The organism is Allobosea sp. NPDC055353, assembly GCF_053644975.1.
Genome location: NZ_JBSHMC010000004.1, coordinates 200153 through 218436, shown reverse-complemented (window position 1 = coordinate 218436; position 18284 = coordinate 200153). Strand labels below are relative to the sequence as shown.

General features: G+C 61.5%; 17 protein-coding genes, 1 tRNA gene and 1 pseudogene. 8 read left to right on the top strand and 11 right to left on the bottom strand.

The features are described 5' to 3' along the window. Positions 1–23: 23 nt before the first annotated feature. On the bottom strand, positions 24–314 hold the full coding sequence (locus tag ACWIEX_RS24135) for a YggT family protein (RefSeq protein WP_061965995.1): 291 nt from the start codon (positions 312–314) through the stop codon (positions 24–26). 118 nt (positions 315–432) lie between these two features. Between ACWIEX_RS24135 and ACWIEX_RS24130 the strand changes: the two genes are divergently transcribed. The 3 genes from ACWIEX_RS24130 (at position 433) to ACWIEX_RS24120 (ending at position 2086) form a co-directional block, all read left to right on the top strand. After that, positions 433–508 (top strand) — tRNA-Ala (locus tag ACWIEX_RS24130). A 464-nt stretch (positions 509–972) separates the two neighbouring features. Continuing rightward, positions 973–1599: a hypothetical protein gene (locus ACWIEX_RS24125; RefSeq protein WP_454035454.1), complete on the top strand. Its 627-nt coding sequence runs from the start codon at positions 973–975 to the stop codon at positions 1597–1599. Positions 1600–1636: 37 nt separating this feature from the next. After that, positions 1637–2086: a hypothetical protein gene (locus ACWIEX_RS24120; protein ID WP_454035453.1), complete on the top strand. Its 450-nt coding sequence runs from the start codon at positions 1637–1639 to the stop codon at positions 2084–2086. A 39-nt stretch (positions 2087–2125) separates the two neighbouring features. On the opposite strand, the gene ACWIEX_RS24115 is transcribed toward ACWIEX_RS24120, so the two are convergent. Beyond that, entirely contained in the window at positions 2126–3406 is a 1281-nt protein-coding gene (locus tag ACWIEX_RS24115; RefSeq protein ID WP_454035452.1) for a phospholipase D-like domain-containing protein, read from the bottom strand. A 75-nt stretch (positions 3407–3481) separates the two neighbouring features. Continuing rightward, on the bottom strand, positions 3482–3769 hold the full coding sequence (locus tag ACWIEX_RS24110; protein ID WP_454035631.1) for a PRC-barrel domain containing protein: 288 nt from the start codon (positions 3767–3769) through the stop codon (positions 3482–3484). 435 nt (positions 3770–4204) lie between these two features. On the opposite strand from ACWIEX_RS24110, the gene ACWIEX_RS24105 reads away from it, so the two are divergent. Together ACWIEX_RS24105 and ACWIEX_RS24100 are read left to right on the top strand one after the other, a co-directional pair. Then, positions 4205–4510, top strand: coding sequence for a phosphopantetheine-binding protein (locus ACWIEX_RS24105; RefSeq protein ID WP_454035451.1), 306 nt, complete (start codon positions 4205–4207; stop codon positions 4508–4510). Between the two features lie 254 nt (positions 4511–4764). Further along, positions 4765–5043: a hypothetical protein gene (locus ACWIEX_RS24100; protein ID WP_454035450.1), complete on the top strand. Its 279-nt coding sequence runs from the start codon at positions 4765–4767 to the stop codon at positions 5041–5043. An 811-nt stretch (positions 5044–5854) separates the two neighbouring features. Here ACWIEX_RS24100 and ACWIEX_RS24095 read toward each other — a convergent pair. The 3 genes from ACWIEX_RS24095 to ACWIEX_RS24085 all read right to left on the bottom strand — a co-directional run bounded on the left by ACWIEX_RS24095 (position 5855) and on the right by ACWIEX_RS24085 (position 7660). Next, a complete protein-coding gene (locus ACWIEX_RS24095; RefSeq protein ID WP_454035449.1) occupies positions 5855–6322 on the bottom strand; it encodes a peptidase S14 in 468 nt (155 codons plus the stop codon). A 548-nt stretch (positions 6323–6870) separates the two neighbouring features. Further along, complete coding sequence (locus ACWIEX_RS24090) at positions 6871–7407, bottom strand: general stress protein (protein ID WP_454035448.1); 537 nt, start codon at positions 7405–7407, stop codon at positions 6871–6873. 34 nt (positions 7408–7441) lie between these two features. Beyond that, the gene (locus tag ACWIEX_RS24085; RefSeq protein WP_336814438.1) at positions 7442–7660 is read right to left on the bottom strand and encodes a hypothetical protein; all 219 of its coding nucleotides are present in this window, start codon (positions 7658–7660) and stop codon (positions 7442–7444) included. A 322-nt stretch (positions 7661–7982) separates the two neighbouring features. Here ACWIEX_RS24085 and ACWIEX_RS24080 point away from each other — a divergent pair. Further along, a pseudogene (locus tag ACWIEX_RS24080) lies at positions 7983–8093 on the top strand (non-homologous end joining protein Ku); the annotation flags it as partial. A gap of 223 nt (positions 8094–8316) precedes the next feature. On the opposite strand, the gene ACWIEX_RS24075 reads toward ACWIEX_RS24080, so the two are convergent. The 3 genes from ACWIEX_RS24075 to ACWIEX_RS24065 form a co-directional block, all read right to left on the bottom strand. Next, positions 8317–10725: a response regulator gene (locus ACWIEX_RS24075; protein WP_454035447.1), complete on the bottom strand. Its 2409-nt coding sequence runs from the start codon at positions 10723–10725 to the stop codon at positions 8317–8319. 88 nt (positions 10726–10813) lie between these two features. Then, positions 10814–12256 carry a UdgX family uracil-DNA binding protein gene (locus ACWIEX_RS24070; protein ID WP_454035446.1) on the bottom strand — a complete coding sequence of 481 codons (1443 nt, stop codon included), beginning with the start codon at positions 12254–12256 and terminating at the stop codon, positions 10814–10816. Continuing rightward, the gene (locus ACWIEX_RS24065) at positions 12253–13485 is read right to left on the bottom strand and encodes a putative DNA modification/repair radical SAM protein (RefSeq protein WP_454035445.1); all 1233 of its coding nucleotides are present in this window, start codon (positions 13483–13485) and stop codon (positions 12253–12255) included. The genes ACWIEX_RS24070 and ACWIEX_RS24065 overlap by 4 nt, the downstream gene beginning before the upstream one ends. 182 nt (positions 13486–13667) lie before the next feature. Between ACWIEX_RS24065 and ACWIEX_RS24060 the strand changes: the two genes are divergently transcribed. Together ACWIEX_RS24060 and ACWIEX_RS24055 are read left to right on the top strand one after the other, a co-directional pair. Beyond that, positions 13668–14216 (top strand): biliverdin-producing heme oxygenase, encoded by a 549-nt coding sequence (locus tag ACWIEX_RS24060; protein WP_454035444.1) that lies wholly within the window; start codon positions 13668–13670, stop codon positions 14214–14216. Continuing rightward, positions 14213–16747 (top strand): HWE histidine kinase domain-containing protein, encoded by a 2535-nt coding sequence (locus ACWIEX_RS24055; protein WP_454035443.1) that lies wholly within the window; start codon positions 14213–14215, stop codon positions 16745–16747. Before ACWIEX_RS24060 ends, ACWIEX_RS24055 begins: the two co-directional genes overlap by 4 nt. Positions 16748–16768: 21 nt before the next feature. On the opposite strand, the gene ACWIEX_RS24050 is transcribed toward ACWIEX_RS24055, so the two are convergent. Together ACWIEX_RS24050 and ACWIEX_RS24045 are read right to left on the bottom strand one after the other, a co-directional pair. Then, entirely contained in the window at positions 16769–17836 is a 1068-nt protein-coding gene (locus tag ACWIEX_RS24050; RefSeq protein ID WP_454035442.1) for a histidine kinase dimerization/phosphoacceptor domain -containing protein, read from the bottom strand. Between the two features lie 22 nt (positions 17837–17858). Further along, positions 17859–18272 carry a response regulator gene (locus ACWIEX_RS24045; RefSeq protein WP_454035630.1) on the bottom strand — a complete coding sequence of 138 codons (414 nt, stop codon included), beginning with the start codon at positions 18270–18272 and terminating at the stop codon, positions 17859–17861. Between the last annotated feature and the right edge of the window lie 12 nt (positions 18273–18284).

Genomic DNA, 18284 nt, shown 5'->3' with positions numbered 1-18284 from the left:
CACTTTTCGGTCCGATGCCAGGATCAGAACACGTTGGGGTAGATGTAGCGGGTGATCACGCTCTGGATGAAATAGATGATCAGCAGCAGGATGATCGGCGAGATGTCGAGCCCGCCGAGATTAGGCAGGCGCTCGCGAATCGGCCGCAGCACAGGTTCCGTGATGCGATAGAGCATGTCCCAGACCGTGGAGACGAACTGGTTGCGGGTGTTGATGACGTTGAAGGCGATCAGCCAGCTGAGCACTGCCGAGGCGATCAGAACCCAGATATAGAGGTTCAGCGCGATCATGATCACGTCGAGAACGGCACGCATCGGGCTTCCTTTTAGGCCTGTCCGGAAAGGTGACGTGGAATCTCTCGACCCGCGCCAAAATCAGATGGCGGAAGTGATTGACATCCACGCGACGCACAGCCTAGAAGGCCAGCGCCTTGGGGCTGTAGCTCAGATGGGAGAGCGCTGCAATCGCACTGCAGAGGTCAGGGGTTCGAATCCCCTCAGCTCCACCAAGGTTTTCGCGTAAGCAATTGTAATTGCGCCTTTAAATCCCTATTGCTAAGGTTGGGCCCTATTGTCGGCCCTAGTCGAGATCTCGGTTTCTGACGGAGTTGTGCGTTCGGCTACGGACGAAATGCCGCGCAATACGCTATTAGAGTCATTGCCGCTTTGCATTTGTGAAAGGCGGCGCTCAAACCGCGCTTGCCGTCGCCAGCGCATGGCCCGTGAAAAGACTTTCCGTTCAGGCAGCGGAGCTTAGCTACGCCGGCTGGAATTTTTTATGCCCAAGCCGAGAGAATTGAGCGAACTTGCTCGGTGCGGCCGTTCGCGAACCGCGTCCCAGAGCTTGTTATGACAAAGGTCGTTCCGCTGGAATCAAGACGCCAGCTCTTCCGCGGCTCGAGAGTGAAGCGCAGTGTTCGGGTGGAACACGGCCGCTCATTCGGCGGTTAAGTCAGTTGGCAATCATAAGCGAGTGATCGCCGTGAATGGCACACCAAAGCTGCACGCTGATTGGCCGCTGCAATCCAACATGACACTCGGGTCTCCCGTCCGAGCCAAAGGCATTGAACGTGAGCTCCGACGCAAACTGCCGTGGATGCTAAGGAAGTTCCTCAAAGTCGAAGCCGGGAAAGTCATCTTACATATGCACGAGGCGTCTCCCGATGAATTTCAGAATGCATCCGAGGCGATTAGCGTAGCCGTCGATGGACTGGCATCGCTGTCCGTGCTTCCGAGCGAAGCGGAGGACATCCTCTCGATCTCTTCTCGAGAGCGGCACAAGTGGATGAGCGATGGCCGCCTCCAGAGCGCAGGAACTCGGACCGTCAAGCTGCGCGGACGATCGAAAGCTGTCACCTTTCACGTCTTCGAACCGGCTCAAATCGAGCACATACTCGATAGCGACCTGACTGAAATCTGGCGCTGCGAGGATGCGGTGGCGCTTGCCGAGAAGCGCCGCCGCGCGGCCGGCAAGGCGGCGTTGACCCGAGCAGGCAAGCGAGCAGTCGAGCGAAAGGCAGCTTTGCACTCTTCAGAAGAGCTGCAGGAAGCTCAGTTGGAGGGTTGGGAGAAGTTCGCTGCCGAAGGGTTTTTGCGCTGAACGAGAACGCAGGCATTCCAACGACAGCGCTTATAGATTGGGCTTTGACGCAAAACGCCAAGAACAGCGCTACTTCCCAAAGCCACTACTGGTGGAATGTCTGATTCTACTCCCAGCCGTCCACGTCATCGTGGCGGGCCTCCCACTTCTCGATAGCCTCGATAAGGCCGATCAGCTCCATCTCCTCGGGAGTACCTGCTTTTGGGCTCCCGAGCTCGAGGACTCGCTGCGTCGCTCGCTCATAGTCATCGACGCATCGAACGATTCTGCCGCCGCTCCCCGGCAGCAGTCGAGCACCCGCCGAGAACTCTATCGCGAGCGATGCCAGGACGACGACGGCAACCGCTTCGTCGATATCGTCTGGCAGAACAAGCCCGGCCTCTCGACCGTTTCGTATTCGTTCGAAGACGGCACCCCGGTCCACTACGAGGACGAATGCTATTGCACGATGCCGTCGGGAAAGATGCTGACGCGGTGCCCGGAGTGAAAGTTCAGGTCTGCCAGTAGAGTGGCGTCGACGAGCCGTTCAAATCTGCGAACGAGCCAGACTGGATACCCAGTCTGAAAACTTGTCATTGGCCGAGCGACTTTGCCAATCCGAGAAGGAGTAAGCTCTGGAGGCTGCTGCATCCTTGTCGAAAAGCGCTGTTTGAGCCCGGGCGAAATCCTGATCGAATAGATTGACATTGGCCTCATCGTTTAGCCGCAGGGCCCGGTCATCGATGTTCGTGGACCCAACTGAGGTCCAGATATCGTCGACGATAACCAGCTTGCAGTGGAAAAAAGTCGGCTGGTATTCGCTGATCTTCACGCCTGCCTTGAGCAGGTCTCCCCACAGATGCCGCGACGCTTTCCTGACAATGCGGGCATCGGTCTGCGAACCGGGGACGACGATCTGAATGTCGACGCCACGTTTGCGGGCCTCGAGAAGCTGCTGCCGTGTCAAGTCGTCTGGGACGAAGTAGGGCGTCGCGATCCGTATGTTCTTTTGCGCGGCGGCAAGGGCCGTCATAAGCATGAGGTGCATGACGTTGCGCTGATGCGTCGAGCTGACTACTACCTGTGCACTCCGCTTCCCCACCGGAGCGATTTCCGGAAAGAAGCGATCGCCGAGCAGCAATTCTCCGGTCGCCTCAAGCCAGTGTTCGGCGAAAGCCGCCTGGAACTCTGCCACTGCAGGCCCCTCCACGCGGTAGTGATTATCGCGCCATTCGTTGGGTGATTGAGCATCGCCATTCCATTCGTCCGCGATGCCGACGCCGCCCGTGAAGCCAATGCGACCATCGACCACCAGAAGCTTTCGGTGGGTACGGTTGTTCACGCGGTCGATCGTGTACCAGGTAACCGGTCGGAACCGCACGACCTCAACGCCCGCGTCCTGCATTCGCTTAATCAGTTGCTCATCCATCGGAAGGCTGCCGACCCAGTCGAGCAGGACCTTGACGCGCAGCCCCTCCCGAGCCTTGACCGAGAGCGCATCGGCAAATTCCTGAGCGATGGCGCCGCGCCAATAGATGTAAGTCTCGAAGCTGACCGACTGCCGCGCCTCACGAATGGCACGCAGCATCGCCGGAAAGATCTGGACCCCGTTGATCAGGGCATCGACCTTATTGCCCGGAATGTAGCTCGACCCGAAAAGAGCCCCCATCGATAACTTGAGCTGCTGATCTGACGAGGCCAAATGATGCGGAAGCGGCTCTCGCAATTCCTGCGGCTCAGGCAGCAGATTGAATGCAAGCAAGCATCCAACCGCTCCAAGCGCCGCCGATACCAAAGCAACCCCAAAAGGGCATTTTTGCAGTTTCACCAAAACCTCGGGCATCAAGGGTGGCGTAGCTCGCGAACAATGCCCGCCGACCTAACGTAATTTGACGAACTGAAGTCAGGGGTCCGCATGCTCGGGCATCGCCTTGAGCCGGTCCTTCGTCCAGTTCGTGACGGCGTGCACGTGGCCATCCTCATCGCGCATGAACTCAAGCTCGGAGATAGGTACGGATACGGGCTTGGCACCGATGCCCAGGAACCCGCCCACATCAATGATAACCTGGGATCCATGCAGGTGGGAAACAGAGCCGACCTTTTCATCGCCGGGGCCGTAGATCGTGGCACCCTCCAGAATCTCGGGTGTCAATTCGGGAGTCGCGAGACGCATATGCTTTGAATGATCCATGTCATTCTCCTGAAGTTGCATGAAGGGAGAACGTGGACGAAAGCGAACGCGTTCCATTGCATTATCGGTCAGGGCTGCTGGGCGCCCGAAACGAGAATGGCCGGGCATCGCCTGCTCGTGAGGGCGATCCCCCCGAGCGTCCTTCCAGCCTTGAAGCCGAAAATTTCAGATGATCAACATATCGCGCAAAACGAAAAAATGGCCCCGCCAGCGGGAGTTGGAACGCTGGTGGCGGCCTTGGAGTTCCTTCCCTGGAACTGCCGTCCAGATCAGGCGCCCAGCGGAATGAGGCTCATGAAAAGATGATCGAATCCCAGGCTGAGTATCAAACGCCGCTTAGGTTCATCGCCAATCCAGCAACAGCATCGGTAATTGTGCCTGAACAGCGCGCGCCCATCCAACTCGCATTGAATGTCGAAATCTGGTGGGCGACGCATGGGCGCTGATGACGGCACAAACATCGGGTCAGGTGATTTGGAGCCGACGGAGATTGGGTTGGTGGAGCGTCTGCTCGAAATCATCTCCGCCGAAGGACTTGTAAAACCCGAGCTGCTCGAACCTCATGCCAAAGTTGACGATATCGGCTTCACAATCGACGACCTCACGCTTATCGGCAACGCGATCGAACGAGAGTACGATTGCGACATGATGCCGGACGAAGCGATGCAACGATGCAAAACTGTTCGCGAACTCGTCGAGCTTATCGGGCGACGCATCCAAAACGCTGGAAATCGAGAATAGCTCGAATTTGCGGAACTCTACGACTTCCGGCCGATTGATCCTTCGTCAGGAGGTTCGCATGCAAGACGACGAGAGAAGGCAGGAGCCGCTGGATCGTTCGCGGATCCATCTCAGCAAAGACCAGAACCAATATTGGACGAATTAGCCGGGTATACCAAGGCGCAGTTGGAGGCCGTTGTCCGTTAAGTCGGCTCTTCCGCGGATGCTGTGGAGGCACAGCTTCGTCGCATGGCACTCGATGGCGGAGCGAAGATGTGAGCGCGACGCTCACCATTCGCCGCGAAGGCGATGATTGGTTCGTCGAAGACGGCGCAGTCCGCGTTCACATCACCAAACCCAGCTGCGGCATCATGGAGCAGTTCGTCGCCAATTGGGATGCAAAGGGAGTGAGGCCCATGGCAAGTGCTTCCACGGCCGCACACGAGGCGGCTAAAGCAAGAATTTACCAGCTCGCTGATGCTGAAAGGCTCGACCGAAGCAGACGAATGGCTGGGCTCCTCACAACAGTCAAAAATTGGAAGATCGCCAGCTGACCGGTGCGGCGTCTGCACCTGGACATTTCGACACGCGGCGTAGACCGGAACCAGGCGAAGAGGGTTCAACCCCGTGTCACTTCATGCGACCCATCTCCTTATGAGGCCAATGATCCGGCGGATTCAGCTGGGGTCGCGACCCGCCCCAGTGGGAATATCAGAAGGATCTGACGCGACGAATCTGCCGACTGCGAGAGATGATAAAACTCCCTATCCGCAACTTCGAAGACCTCGCCGGAGCACTAAGGCGGTTCGAAGAACTGTTTGGCGCGCCAGAAGGTTCGGCGGAAGCGTGTGAACTCCGCGATATCTCGAATGGCCTTCGGGCGTTTGAGGACGAGGTGGCTGCAAGGATTTCAGCGCGGGGATTCGCTGCGGGCAGTTTGCTCAAGGCCGTGCCACGCACCGGCAATAGTGAGCTGAAGGGCAGAAGATCCTGAGCGCCCACTCCCTTTCGCCGGCGGATGCATGCAGATGAACCTTCCTCGAGCGCACGCGTTGGTCGTTGTGTCCGTCGAATCGGGAGGTTTCCAATGTTTCACTCTATACCCGATCATGGCGTGCTGGTCCGGCAATGGCGCTCTCGTCCCCCCACCGGGCGGCAGATGAACAAGGCGCTGTCCAAATTGATGCCGTCCGACGAGGTGGAAGCCAACCTCGCTCACGCAGCCAACCGGTCACTGACATATGTGAGATGGTGCTTGGACAGCGACGCTATCGTCCCAGCGAGCTTATTGGTCGCAGCCCTGCGAGTTGGCCCGGATTTTCTGCCGCCATTGGAATGCTACGAGCCCGCTTCGACGCGAGCTGGCTAGATCACACCCTCGATGAGGCCGAGATTTTTGGCCTCGTTGGCTTCGATGTACCAGTTCTCTGGTGCGAGTTTGAGGACCTGCTCCATCGTCACCGACGATCCAGCGATGAGGTTCTGAAACCCTTCGTTCTGAATCTGGATGGAGTGTTCGATTTCATTCAGCTTCGCCTTGAGATTGGCGATGCACATCGTCAACGGGCCATCCAGAATGATATTCGCCTGGATTTTGCGCTCATGCACCATCAGCCGCGTGCCGCGCGTGAGATAGCGGTTCGGGCGGGCAAAGAAGCTCATGAAGGTGGCGCCGGCGGAGTAGATCGCGGTCTTGCCCAGAAAGACGAACCGCCGTGCCGGCTCCTGCTCGCTATGGAAGCGAATATCCTCTCCCATCATGCGCGCGACCTCAGGATCACCCCCAAGTGTGCTCAGTTCGATGACGACGATTCCCTCGCGGGGCGCCGTCATGAGCCTATCCCGGAAAAACCCATACATCATATTGTCGACGACCCCCGCTAGCAGAATCGGCGGGTTTAGGAAATCGATGGCTTGCAGGGGACGAAACAGGTCGTTCGGGGCGTCATTGGCCGCGAGTAAGTGCGAGTTCATGCTTGGTCCAGCAATGGAAGAAGGGTGTTCGCCGCTGAACGCAGGCTATCGGCCATGGTTCCCTGTCGAGCGGCCTATTGGCGCGCCCGATACTGTCGCAGTGCGCGATCGACCAGGTCCTCTTCATCCAGCGCTAGCATCACCAGAGATGCCACGATGTATGAAAGGCGCGTACGCTCTCGTGCACGATCTCCCTCATCGATCATTGGTTTAACCTGCGTCAAGGCGTCATCAAGCGCAGCATGGGCACGGGCGAGATCAATGGGTTCTGGAGCGGTGAGAAGGGCATGAAAGTAAACCTACTAGGTTCATCAATGCATGCGCCGTCATATGACAGCTGTCCGGTTCGAAAGTGGCCCCGTCAGCAAAGCTGACGAGGCCATAACCGTGAATGTGTCGGGCTACTGTCACACGACAGGCGGGCGATAGGGGCCCGCGGTCTCGTCGAACCGCTCCCAACCGCTGGCGCGATACTCGGCTTCGCGCGTCGCCCGATCAATCGGCGTGGCCCCGTCGAGGATGGCCTGAACCGCGGCTTCATGCTCCGGCTCGGTACGGACCGAAACAACAGAACCGCCGCGGCGAACCGTCTCGGCATAGTAATCCGCTTCTTCCTTGTCGTGACCTTCCTTCACGAAGGAGCCTACAAGGCCGCCGGCTGCGGCGCCCGCGACGGCGCCGGCTGCTGTAGATGCGAGCCAGCCGGCCGCGACGACCGGGCCGACCCCGGGGATAGCGAGCATGCCGATGCCGGCAAGGAGGCCGGCAGCGCCACCGATGCCAGCGCCGATGCTGGCGCCCTCCGTAGCATTCGTCTCGTCCGAGGTACCGGCGCGGCCAACAACACTGATGTCTTTGCTGGAAACGCCTGCGGCCTCCAGCTGCTCGACCACCGAGCGGGCCGTTTCGTAGTTGTCATAGGTGCGGGTCAGGGTGCGGGTCATTTTTGGCTCCAAGAGTTGGGCTTAAGGGTCGAGATCAATTGCGGGTGATGTTGCCGCGATAGTCGACGGAGACATTGACCTGCGCGCCAGCATGCGTGGCCGTGCCCTTCCAGACGCCGTTGTCGTCCTTCTTCAGAGCGCCGACGCTGGAATAGCCGTTGGCTTCGAGGCGGCTCTTGGCCTGGCCTTCAGTGAAGCTGTTGGCGCCCGGCAGCGGGGCGTTCTTGTCGGCGTCAGCCTTCGGTGCCGGCATGGGAGACGTGGTGCTCGTCTGAGCGATCGCACCAAACGAAATCGTAGCCGCGACGAGCGAAACGAAGATTGTTGTTTTCATTGTCCGACACTCCTGATGGGGAACGGCTCGAGGCCGCTGAATGTGGATCGAACGGTCCGCAGTGCGATTCTGTTCCACGCTCGCTGACGCTTCCCGGGCCTGCAGGCGATGAAAATGATGTGGCTGGATTGTTGGAGATATGGAGGCTGAGACTGGCCGGTGAAGCGGCTCAGATGCGGGCGGAACATTCGAAGCTCGAAGATGTTCACGGAGTCTGCTGTTGGGGCCGCGAACACACATATTGAGAGGCGACCATGGCGCCGCCAGGAAAGGCGTCCTCAAGGTCGCTGAAGTCACTTGCCCGGTGGCGCTCTACACCGCTGCCTCGACCAGTGAGCGCATCTCCTTTCACAGAGCCCCTCCTGCTGTTGAGCGAAAGTGAGGGCGAAACGGACGGCGCTATAGATAGGTTACTGTGACAGGCTCTGCGGAACGTTTGATGGAGTTTGTCGGCCCCGGAAAATCGCGCCGGCACTTGTTGGACCTTCGCTTCTTGCAAGTGGACGTGTCGACTTCGCCCAAGGTCGAAGAGCTTGCATGAACAATCCGAGCGCTGTGCCGATTACGGCGCGAAGCTATGAACTCCACGCTCTCGCGATTGCATTGACGATGGCCGAGGGACTATAGGGCTTGGAAACGACGACCTCGCCGTTGACGTCGATCTCCGAGGTGTCACCCGTCGCGAACACAACGCAAAGCGAGCTGTTGTGCTCTCTCGCCATCTGCACGAGTTCGATACCCGAGGCCCCAGGAAGCTTCACATCGGTGACGAGGACATCTATCGGGTGAACCTGCAAGATCGGCATGGCCTCCTCAGCGCTACCTGCCTCGATGATGGAAAAACCGGCATCCTCGAGGATATCGCAGGTATTCATGCGGATTAGAGCGTCGTCTTCGACAATCAGGACGGTGGCAGGTTTTGGCGCAACGGGTTCAGAGCCGTTGTCTTCCGTCCATGTCTGCTCCGCCTTCCGAGGGGAGCGCGCCTTCTGCGTGGCGAGCACCAGCCGAATCTTTCGAGCCAGGGCTTCCCGCGTATAGGGCTTGGACAGGAGCTCGACGCCCGCATCCAGGCGGCCGCCATGGACGATGGAATTTTCCGTGTAGCCCGAGGTGAACAGCACGGCGAGATGTGGCAGGCGCTCACGCGCGATCCGGGCAAGCTCGGGGCTCTTCAACTGTCCGGGCATCACCACGTCGGTGAACAGCAGATCGATGGCGACGCCGCTTTCGACGACATGGAGCGCGCTTGTCGCGTCGCTGGCCCGCAGAACGCGATAGCCGAGATCGGTCAGAAGCTCGATCACCGTGCCACGGACCTGCTCGTCGTCCTCTACGACCAGGATCGTTTCGGTCCCACCCGCGATCGGGCTGTTGTCGACGGCCGTCTCAACAGCCTCCTTCTGGAAGGAGCGAGGCAGATAAAGCCTCGCCGTCGTACCGTGATCGAGCTCCGAGTAGATCTTGACGTGACCGCCTGACTGTTTGACGAAACCGTAGACCATCGACAGGCCAAGCCCGCTGCCCTTTCCCTCGGGCTTCGTGGAGAAGAACGGGTCAAAGGCCTTAGCCAGCACCTCGGGCGGCATTCCCGAGCCGGTGTCGCTGACTGCAAGCATGACATACTGCCCCGCCGCGACATCGTTGTGCCTGGCGGCATAGCTATCGTCGAGATGGGCATTGGCTAGGTCGATCGTCAGCTTGCCCGACCCGTTCATGGCATCGCGCGCGTTGATCGCCAGATTGAGCAGCGCATTCTCGACCTGCGTCGGGTCGATCAGGGAATTCCAGAGCCCACCACCCACAACCGTCTCGATCTCGATGCCCTCGCCGAGAGTGCGGCTAAGCATGTCATCCATGCCACGAACCAGGCGGCCGAGATTGACGACCTTCGGCTCCAGCGGCTGCCGCCGGCCGAAGGCGAGCAGTTGCGAAGCGAGCTTCGAGCCGCGGGCGACGCCGGTCATGGCATTGGCGATGCGGCGCTCGGCCTTCTCGTCCCCGGCGACATCCTTGGCCAGGAGCTGCAGATTGCCCGAGATCACCTGCAGCAGGTTGTTGAAGTCATGCGCGACCCCGCCGGTCAATTGGCCGATCGCCTCCATCTTCTGGCTATGGCGCAGGGCCTCTTCAGCGGCGAGCAGCTTCTGCGTGCGTTCCGCCACGATCTGTTCGAGCGTCTCGTTCAGCTTGGCGAGAGCGAGCTCGGCCTGCCGGCGTGCCGTGATGTCCTGAAACAGGACCGCGACCTGACGCCGGCTCGGCGGCTCGATCCGAATGGCAGCCAACTCCAGGAAGCGGCCGGTGGCGACGAGTTCCTGCTGGAAGCGAATGGGCGTGCCGGTGCGCAGGACAGCGCCATAGCGCTCCACCCATGAATCGGCTTCAGCACCGACCATTTCGCGAAGCTTCTGCCCGACGACATTCGGAATCCCGGCATGCCGGGCGTAGGCTGCATTGGCCTCGATATGAATATAGTCACTGTCGAGGCCGTGCGGCCCGTCGAAGAATTCGATGATGCAGAAGCCTTCGTCGATCGCGTCGAAGAGCCCTTTGTAGAGAGCGGTGCTATCGGACAGGCGCCGTTCGGCCAGGCTGCGCTCGGTAGCGTCGCTTCCCTGAACGAAGATGCCGGTCACGCTGCCCTGCGGATCGATGAGCGGTTGGTAGACGAAATCAAGGAAACGCTCGGAGATTGGACCTTCGGGCTGCCGCTGTATGGCAAACCGCGCGCCCGACGCCGTGTAGGCTTTGCCGGACTGGTAAACTTCATCGAGAATCCGGACAAAGCCTTGCGCATCCGCTTCGGGAAGCGCTTCAGCGACTGTCTTTCCAATGACGTTGCGGCCATCGACCAGTTCCAGATAGCTCGGATTCGCCAGCTGGAAGCGATGCTCCGGGCCTTGCAAAAGCGCCATGAAAGTTGGCGCCTGGTCGAACATCTCGGAGAGGATCGAGGCGATATTAACGTCGCTGGCGGGCAAGGCCGTTTTCCTGAGAACGCAGAGTGGTTGGTCGGTCGTAAGGTATCCACGAGCCACGGCAAAGCGGCTCAGGTCTCACCAAGATGGCTTAGTGCCGGAACACCCGTTGCTGCACACGCGCGAGATCGGCGACGAAGCGGGCGTACTCGCGAGACCGCGCCTCTTCATCCGGCAGGCGAAGCAGGAAGGAGGGGTGGACTGTGGCCAGTAGCGGCGAGCCATCTGCAAGCGCCAGCTCACGATCCCGCACATTAGCCAACGAGCCGGCATGCCCCGTCAGCGATCTCAGGGCGCTGGCGCCGAGGGCAACGACAAGCCGGGGTTTCACGAATTGCAATTCGAGATCGACCCAGAAGCGGCACGCCTTGATCTCCCCGACATTGGGCTTCTCGTGGATGCGGCGCTTGCCGCGCAGCTGAAATTTGAAGTGCTTCACCGCATTGGTGACATAGGCGCGCGCCCGATCGAGACCGGCCTCCCTCATCGCCCGATCGAAAACCTGCCCTGCCGGTCCGACGAACGGCCGGCCTGCCAGGTCCTCATAGTCTCCTGGCTGCTCGCCGACGAACAGGACAGGTGCATCCAGCGGGCCTTCTCCGAAGACCGTTTGCGTGGCGTGGCAATGAAGCTCGCAGCGCCGGCAGCGTTGCGCCGCAGCGGCGGCATCTTGCCAGGACGTGATCGCGGGATCATCGGCAGGCGCCTCGGGCCGATGCCGAAGCTGGCTGATATGTCGTTCGGGTGGCTGCGTCGGGGCGCGCATCACCATGTCCTCTGCTCGCCGGGCGGCGCTTGCGATCAGAGGCACAATCAATTCGGCCTCGGGTAGGTTCCGCCAGTATTTCACCGGCATTTCACTTTTCATCGCCTGCGGCTTCAGGCGGGCCGGATTGAAGATATTGGCGTAGTAGGTGAGCCAGTAGGCTTCCATGGCATCGCTGTCCGGCGCATCGGTCTTGCTGGCGGCCGGGCCGAACTGGAGGGCCGAGCCGTCCCAGTGCAGCGATCCCTGCGGTGTCATGATCGACCAGATCATCCCGGCGAAGCGTCCTGTGAAAAAGCCCGCGACCCGTTCAAGGATGAAATGCTCTGGTTCGAACCAGGCGATGAAGGGGCCGTCCTCTCCCGCGCCCGACACAGCCCGGAAGCGGACGAAAGCGGTCATCTTGTGGAGGTCGCGTCGTACCGAGCGGGCCATCGCCTCGGCGCGCGCGATATCGGCGTCGGCTGCATTGTTGAGCAAACGTGGCTCGTCCTGCAAACGCAGCAGCAGGCGGTGCAGCAGGACGAAACGGCCGGCATCCCGATGACAGACGACGTTTTCGGCAAGCTCGATGAAACGGCGAGACACGGTCAGTGCGGGGCTTCCGCCCTCGACCGCGGCGGCATTCTCCATCGTGAATAATCCGGCATCGTCCTGGCTCGTCAGCCAGGCGACGGCCTCGGGCTGGACGCCGGCAAGCGCCAGACGGCGTGCCTCGCGGCGCCAGCCGGCAAAATCAGCTGGCCCGTTCAGCCGGGCCGCAATCACGGGAACAGCGTCAATTGCCGCGGGTTCGGCATCAGCCGGGCCCGTAGGTTCTGGGCATCAAGCCCACTGGCGGGGCGCCATCCCTCTGCCAGGATGAAATGCCGGATCGTCGCGAGTGAGCGTGTCAATCGACCGACATCTTCCAGCCTGAGCCGACGGAACCGCCGCGAAGCCAGGATGCGATCGACACTGCGCGTACCGAGACCCGGAACCCGCAGCAGGGTCTCGCGATCGGCGCGGTTTACATCGACGGGAAAGCGCCCGCGCTCGCGCAAAGCCCAGGCGAGCTTGGGGTCGATATCAAGATCGAGCATCTCGCCATGCCCGAGGATTTCCTCCGTCTCGAAACCATAGAAGCGCGTCAGCCAATCGGCCTGGTAAAGCCGGTGCTCGCGCATCAGCGGCGGCGGCTGGAGCGGCAACTGGTGCGAGGCATCCGGAATCGGACTGAACGCCGAGTAATAGACGCGCTTCAGGCCGAAGCTTCCATAAAGCCAGGCGCTGCGCTTCAGGATGGCGGAATCGCTCGCGCCATCGGCACCGACGATCATCTGCGTGCTCTGTCCCGCGGGCGAGAAGGCGGGCGCCTTCGTGCTCTTCTCCCGTTCCTCGTGCGCGGCCTCGATCTTCAGCTTGAGGCCCCCCATCGCGCTTTTGATCTCGCCTGCCTGCTTCTCAGGAGCGAAGCGCGCGAGCGCCGCCTCGCTCGGCAATTCGACATTGATCGATACCCGGTCCGCGAAAAGCCCGGCGCGCTCGATCAGATCGCGGCTCGCGCCGGGGATGAGCTTGAGGTGGATATAGCCGCGGAACCCATGTTGCCGGCGCAGCGTTTCGGCGACGCGAACGAGTTCCGCCATCGTGTAATCGGCCGAGCGGATGATGCCCGAGGAAAGAAAAAGGCCTTCGATATAATTGCGGCGGTAGAAATTCAGGGTCAGCGCGACGACTTCCTCGACCGAGAAACGGGCGCGGCGGACATTGCTCGACGAGCGGTTGATGCAGAAGACGCAGTCGAAGTTGCAGAAATTCGTGAGCAGGATCTTGAGCAGCGAGATGCAGCGGCCGTCGGGCGCATAGGAATGGCAGATGCCGGCGCCCGTGGTGGAGCCCAGACCTTTTCCATCACGCGAATCCCGCTTCGTGGTGCTGCTCGACGCGCAGGAGGCGTCGTATTTCGCAGCGTCGCTGAGGATTTCGAGCTTCTCCAGGACCGAGAGCTGTGCCATCACCCTTCCTTTTGTTCACTATATGTTCTTAAGGCGATCTTGGCTCTGTTTCAAGCCAATCCCTTGGATAAGAATGCTGGGCGGACCGGGGCGACAGGAAAATCCGCAATGAAAACAGCGCCGTTTCCGTCGATATCAGGTTATAGCAATGCTGATGCGGAACGATTCTGGAAGCCGACGCAATGATTGAGATCAGAAGTTTCCTGCGCGACGAGACGAGCGAGCTTCATCGAGAACTGGATGCCATCGTCGGAGTTTTTTCGAACCGCATCGCGTATGCCAGCTTCCTGCAGGGGACGTACCGCCATCGCGCGCCGGTCGAGGCCGCGTTGCTGAATGCCACGGTTGTGGGGGCTTCGTCCTGGCAGCCGCGCCAACTCCTGCCGGAACTGGAGGCAGACCTCGCCGATCTGGCGCTCCCGCTTCCCGCGGCCGAGCCTTTCCATCTGTCAAATGACATGGCTGCGTTTCTGGGCACTGCCTATGTTCTCGAAGGCTCTGCCCTGGGGGCTCGCGTGCTGGAGAAAGAAGTGGCCGCCCTGGGTTTTGGATCTGGATGCGGAGCACGCTACCTCTCCGCGCAAGCAGGCTCCCTCGAGAGCTGGCGCACATTGCTGGCCGCACTGGAGGGGCTCGACCGGCAGGCGTGGCAAGCGGCGGCGCAAGCGGCCAGGGCCGTCTTCCTGCATGCCATCCAGGCCTTCACCTCGGAAGAACTCTCTCCTGCATGACGACCGTTGATCTGACGAACTGTGATCGCGAGCCGATCCATATCCCCGGCAGTGTCCAGCCCCATGGCTGCATGATCGTGTGCGATGCCGAGGTGGTGACGATCAGGCGCCATTCCAGCAATGCCAGCGCCTTCCTCGGCCTGAAGGAGTTCGAGCTCGTCGGCCGCAGGCTTGAGGAAGTCCTTGGCGGACCGGTCGTGCACGAGATGCGCAACGCGCTTGCACGTTCGGGCGCGCCCTCGCGCGCGGGGTTGATGCCGCGCTGTCGCTTGGCCGTGCTGGATCGCGAATTCGACATTTCGATCCATGCCTTCAAGGGCAACGCCATCATCGAGTTCGAGGAAAGCGTTTCGGCCGGGCCGAGCTCGCCGCTCGAATTCGCCCGGACCCTGGTCGGCAGGCTCTCGGACGTCACGACACCGGCGCAGCTCATCAAGAACGCGGCGCGCCTGCTCAGGGCTGTGCTCCAGTACGACCGTGTGATGATCTACCAGTTCGCGCCCGATGGCTCAGGCAAGGTCGTGAGCGAAGCCAAACGCCCGGACCTCGAAAGCTTCATGGGGCAGCATTTTCCGGCGAGCGACATCCCCCAGCAGGCGCGGCAGCTCTATCTCCTCAACCCGATCCGCGTCGTCTCCGACGCGAGCGGCGAGCGCTTCCCGATCACGCCCGTGCTCGATGCGTCCGGAGAGCCACTCGACCTGTCCTATGCCCATCTGCGCAGCGTCTCGCCGATCCATTGCGAATATCTGCGCAACATGGGCGTCTCGGCCTCGATGTCGGTCTCGATCATCGTCGATGGTGCACTCTGGGGGCTGATCGCCTGCCACCATTACAGCCCGCGCTCGCTCTCGATGAATCGCCGGATCGCGGCGGAGATATTCGGCGAGTTCTTCGCACTCCAGCTTGGTGCGCTCACGCAAAAGCAGATGCTGATCGCGGCCGAAAGGGCGCGGGATTTCCTCAATGGCCTGCTTTCGTCCACCGCGCATGTGACCGATGCCTCAAGCTTCCTCGGCCAGCACCTCGGCGAGTTCCGCGACCTCGTCGAAAGTGACGGCGTCGGCGTCTGGGTGAATGGCGAGTGGCGGGCGGAGGGCAGCGCACCACCGGCCGAATTCGCGGAAGAGCTGGCCGCCTTCGCCGGCGAGGTCTGCGAAGGGCGGATCTGGGCGACGACGGCGCTGGCCGAGGCGTTGCCGTCGGCACGCGCCCATGCCGATCAGTTCGCCGGGATGCTGGCCATCCCACTCTCCCAGATTCCGCGCGACTACCTGTTCTTCTTCCGCAAGGAACTGGTCCATACGATCGACTGGGGCGGCGACCCGAACAAGACCTATACGAGCGGTCCCCATGGCGACCGTCTTACGCCACGGCAGAGCTTCGCCGTCTGGAAGGAGACCGTAGCGGGCCATTCCAAGATCTGGACGCCGGTCGAGCGGGAACTTGCGGAATCTGCACGCCGGACGCTCATCGAGGTCGTGCTGCGTCAGAGCGAGCTTCTAGCCGACGAGCGCAACAAGGCCGAAATCCGCCAGAAGATGCTCAATCAGGAGCTCAACCACCGGGTCAAGAACATCCTCGCCCTGATCAAGTCGATCGTTGCCCATCCGCTTGCGGAAGGCGCCACGATCGAGGCCTATGTCACGTCGCTGAAGGGGCGGATCGAGGCACTGGCCATCGCTCACGATCAGGCTATGCGGGCGAGCGGTGGCGGGTTGCTGCCCGATCTCGTCAAGGCGGAGGCCTCGCCCTATCGGACGAGCGGCGGCACGATCACGGTTCGCGGGCCGTCAGTCTCGCTCGATGCGCGCGCCTTCTCGGTCGTCGCCCTGGTGATCCATGAATTGATCACCAACGCCGCCAAGTACGGAGCGCTATCCGTCAAGACCGGCGAACTCACGGTCGACTGGTCCACCAATACCGGCGGGGATTGCGAGATCGTCTGGCAGGAGCGGGGCGGACCGCCGGTCAAGCCGCCGTCGCGGCAGGGTTTCGGCAGCATCCTGATCGATCGCAGCATCCCCTACGATCTCGGCGGGCGAAGCGATCTGACCTTCGAGCCCGAGGGCATCACGGCGAAGCTCTGCATCCCCGCCAAATTCGTCCGCTGGACCGAAGATGCGGCGTCTCCCGAGGAGACCCCTGCGCCGACGAGGGGCAAGCCGGGCCGGCCGCTCGAAGGGCGGCGCGTGCTGCTCGTCGAGGACCAGTTCATCATCGCGATGGATTGCGAGGACATGCTGGCGACCTTGGGCGCGAGCCAGGTCGAGGTCTGCGCGAATGTCTCCGAAGCCCTGTCGTTTTTGAGCCGGGCGGCGCCGGACCTTGCGGTCCTCGACGTCAACCTTAGCTCCGAAACCTCCGAGCCGATCGGCAACCGCCTCCGCGAGCTTGGCGTGCCCTTCCTCTTCGCGACGGGTTACGACGATCTTGCGATCCTCGGAGTCGCCGAGGCCGCGACCCTGCGCAAGCCTTACAATCTCGCTTCGCTCGAGGCCGCGCTCCGCAGGCTTCCAGGCGTCGCGTAGCTGATCAGCGCCCGACGCGGTTCAGGCCGCTTCGGACGCCAGCGGTGCCAGGCTGGCGAGGGACAGCTCCATGACGGCGTGCGTGCCGCGTCCGCCCGTATCCGCATAGCGCAATTCGGTGGCGAGGCTCTTCGCCATCGCGCGCACGATCTTGCTGCCGAGACCGGTGCCCTTGATCGCGCCCGTCCCGGTCCAGCCGATCCCGTCGTCAACGACTTTGAGCGTGACAATGTCGCCTTCGCGGAAGAGGTTGACCCGGACCTCGCCCTGACCGTTCGGATAGGCGTATTTCAGCGCGTTGGTGACCAGCTCCGTCGCGATCAGCCCGATCGAGATCGCCTTGTCTGTTTTCGCCAGCACAGAATCCGCTTCGAAGCGGACGATGGGCATCTGGCCGGACCCAGTGAGGGATTGGGCGAACTCGTCCAGCAGCGAGCCGAGATAACCGGCGAGATCGACGGTACGGACATCGTCGGAGGTGTAGAGGCTGCGATGCAGGTTGCCGATCGCCGTGATGCGTGCCTGCGTCTCGGCGAGCGCCGCCTTGGCGCCGGGGTCCTCAACCGAATTGGCCTGCATCCGGACGAGCGATCCGACCAGCGACAGGCTGTTGGCGACCCGGTGATTGACCTCGGCCAGCAGCGTCACGGCCCGGTCGCGCGCGGCCCGCACTTCCTGCTCGGCCTGCTCGCGAGCACGGGTCAAGCGCGTCTTGACGACGGCATGCTCCAGAGCCGCCCGGAGCAGCACCTCGAAATCCTCGCCGACCGTCTTGACGACATAGTCCATCGCGCCGGCTTTCAGCGCGGTTACGGCGATCGACAGCTCCGACGAGGCGGTCACGTAGATGACCGCTGGAGAAGCGGCGTCCGTGGAAAGCGCCGCGAGAACATCGAGCCCTGAAGCTGTCCCGAGATCATGGTCGAGGATGATCACGTCGCTCCCGCCAGCGGCAGCGCGCGCGAGGCCGGCCTCGGCGGTCTCGACATGCTCCACGACATAGTTGTGGCGCGCGAGCATGCGCTGCACGAGGCGCCCGAGCGTAGCGTCGTCGTCGATATAGAGGACGTTGATCGGCCGGTTCGGCATCAACGGCGACCGCGCAAGCCGGTCATGGCGTTTCCGGAACCTGTATGACGGAGAAGAACAGCCCGAGCTGGCGGATCGCGTTGGCGAAGCCGTCATAGTCCACGGGCTTGGTGATGTAGACATTGGCGCCGAGATCGTAGCAGCGCTGGATCTCGCGGCTGTCATCGGTCGTGGTGAGCACGACAACCGGTGAGCGCTTGGTATGCACGTTCGCCTTCACCTTCTCGAGAATGTCGACGCCGCCCATGTCGGGCAGGTTGAGATCGAGCAGGATGAGCAGCTGGCGGCCGGCGCTGATCGCTCCGGAGCCGTCGGGGCCGAACAGGTAGTTCAGCGCATCCGTGCCGTTGGCGAAGGGGATGATCTCGTTGCTGACCCCGGCACGGCGAATGTTCTTCTCGATGAGGCGGGCATGGCCTTCATCGTCCTCGATCATGATGATCGAGAC

Coding starts and splice junctions, on each gene's coding strand:
- ACWIEX_RS24095 (WP_454035449.1), bottom strand. CDS start 6,322: ATGACGGCGCCCCGCGAGGGAATCGTCGTCATCGAACTGAGCACACTT.
- ACWIEX_RS24045 (WP_454035630.1), bottom strand. CDS start 18,272: ATGATCGAGGACGATGAAGGCCATGCCCGCCTCATCGAGAAGAACATT.
- ACWIEX_RS24055 (WP_454035443.1), top strand. CDS start 14,213: ATGACGACCGTTGATCTGACGAACTGTGATCGCGAGCCGATCCATATC.
- ACWIEX_RS24105 (WP_454035451.1), top strand. CDS start 4,205: ATGGGCGCTGATGACGGCACAAACATCGGGTCAGGTGATTTGGAGCCG.
- ACWIEX_RS24050 (WP_454035442.1), bottom strand. CDS start 17,836: ATGCCGAACCGGCCGATCAACGTCCTCTATATCGACGACGACGCTACG.
- ACWIEX_RS24090 (WP_454035448.1), bottom strand. CDS start 7,407: ATGACCCGCACCCTGACCCGCACCTATGACAACTACGAAACGGCCCGC.
- ACWIEX_RS24135 (WP_061965995.1), bottom strand. CDS start 314: ATGCGTGCCGTTCTCGACGTGATCATGATCGCGCTGAACCTCTATATC.
- ACWIEX_RS24060 (WP_454035444.1), top strand. CDS start 13,668: ATGATTGAGATCAGAAGTTTCCTGCGCGACGAGACGAGCGAGCTTCAT.
- ACWIEX_RS24065 (WP_454035445.1), bottom strand. CDS start 13,485: ATGGCACAGCTCTCGGTCCTGGAGAAGCTCGAAATCCTCAGCGACGCT.
- ACWIEX_RS24085 (WP_336814438.1), bottom strand. CDS start 7,660: ATGCCGGCACCGAAGGCTGACGCCGACAAGAACGCCCCGCTGCCGGGC.
- ACWIEX_RS24110 (WP_454035631.1), bottom strand. CDS start 3,769: ATGGATCATTCAAAGCATATGCGTCTCGCGACTCCCGAATTGACACCC.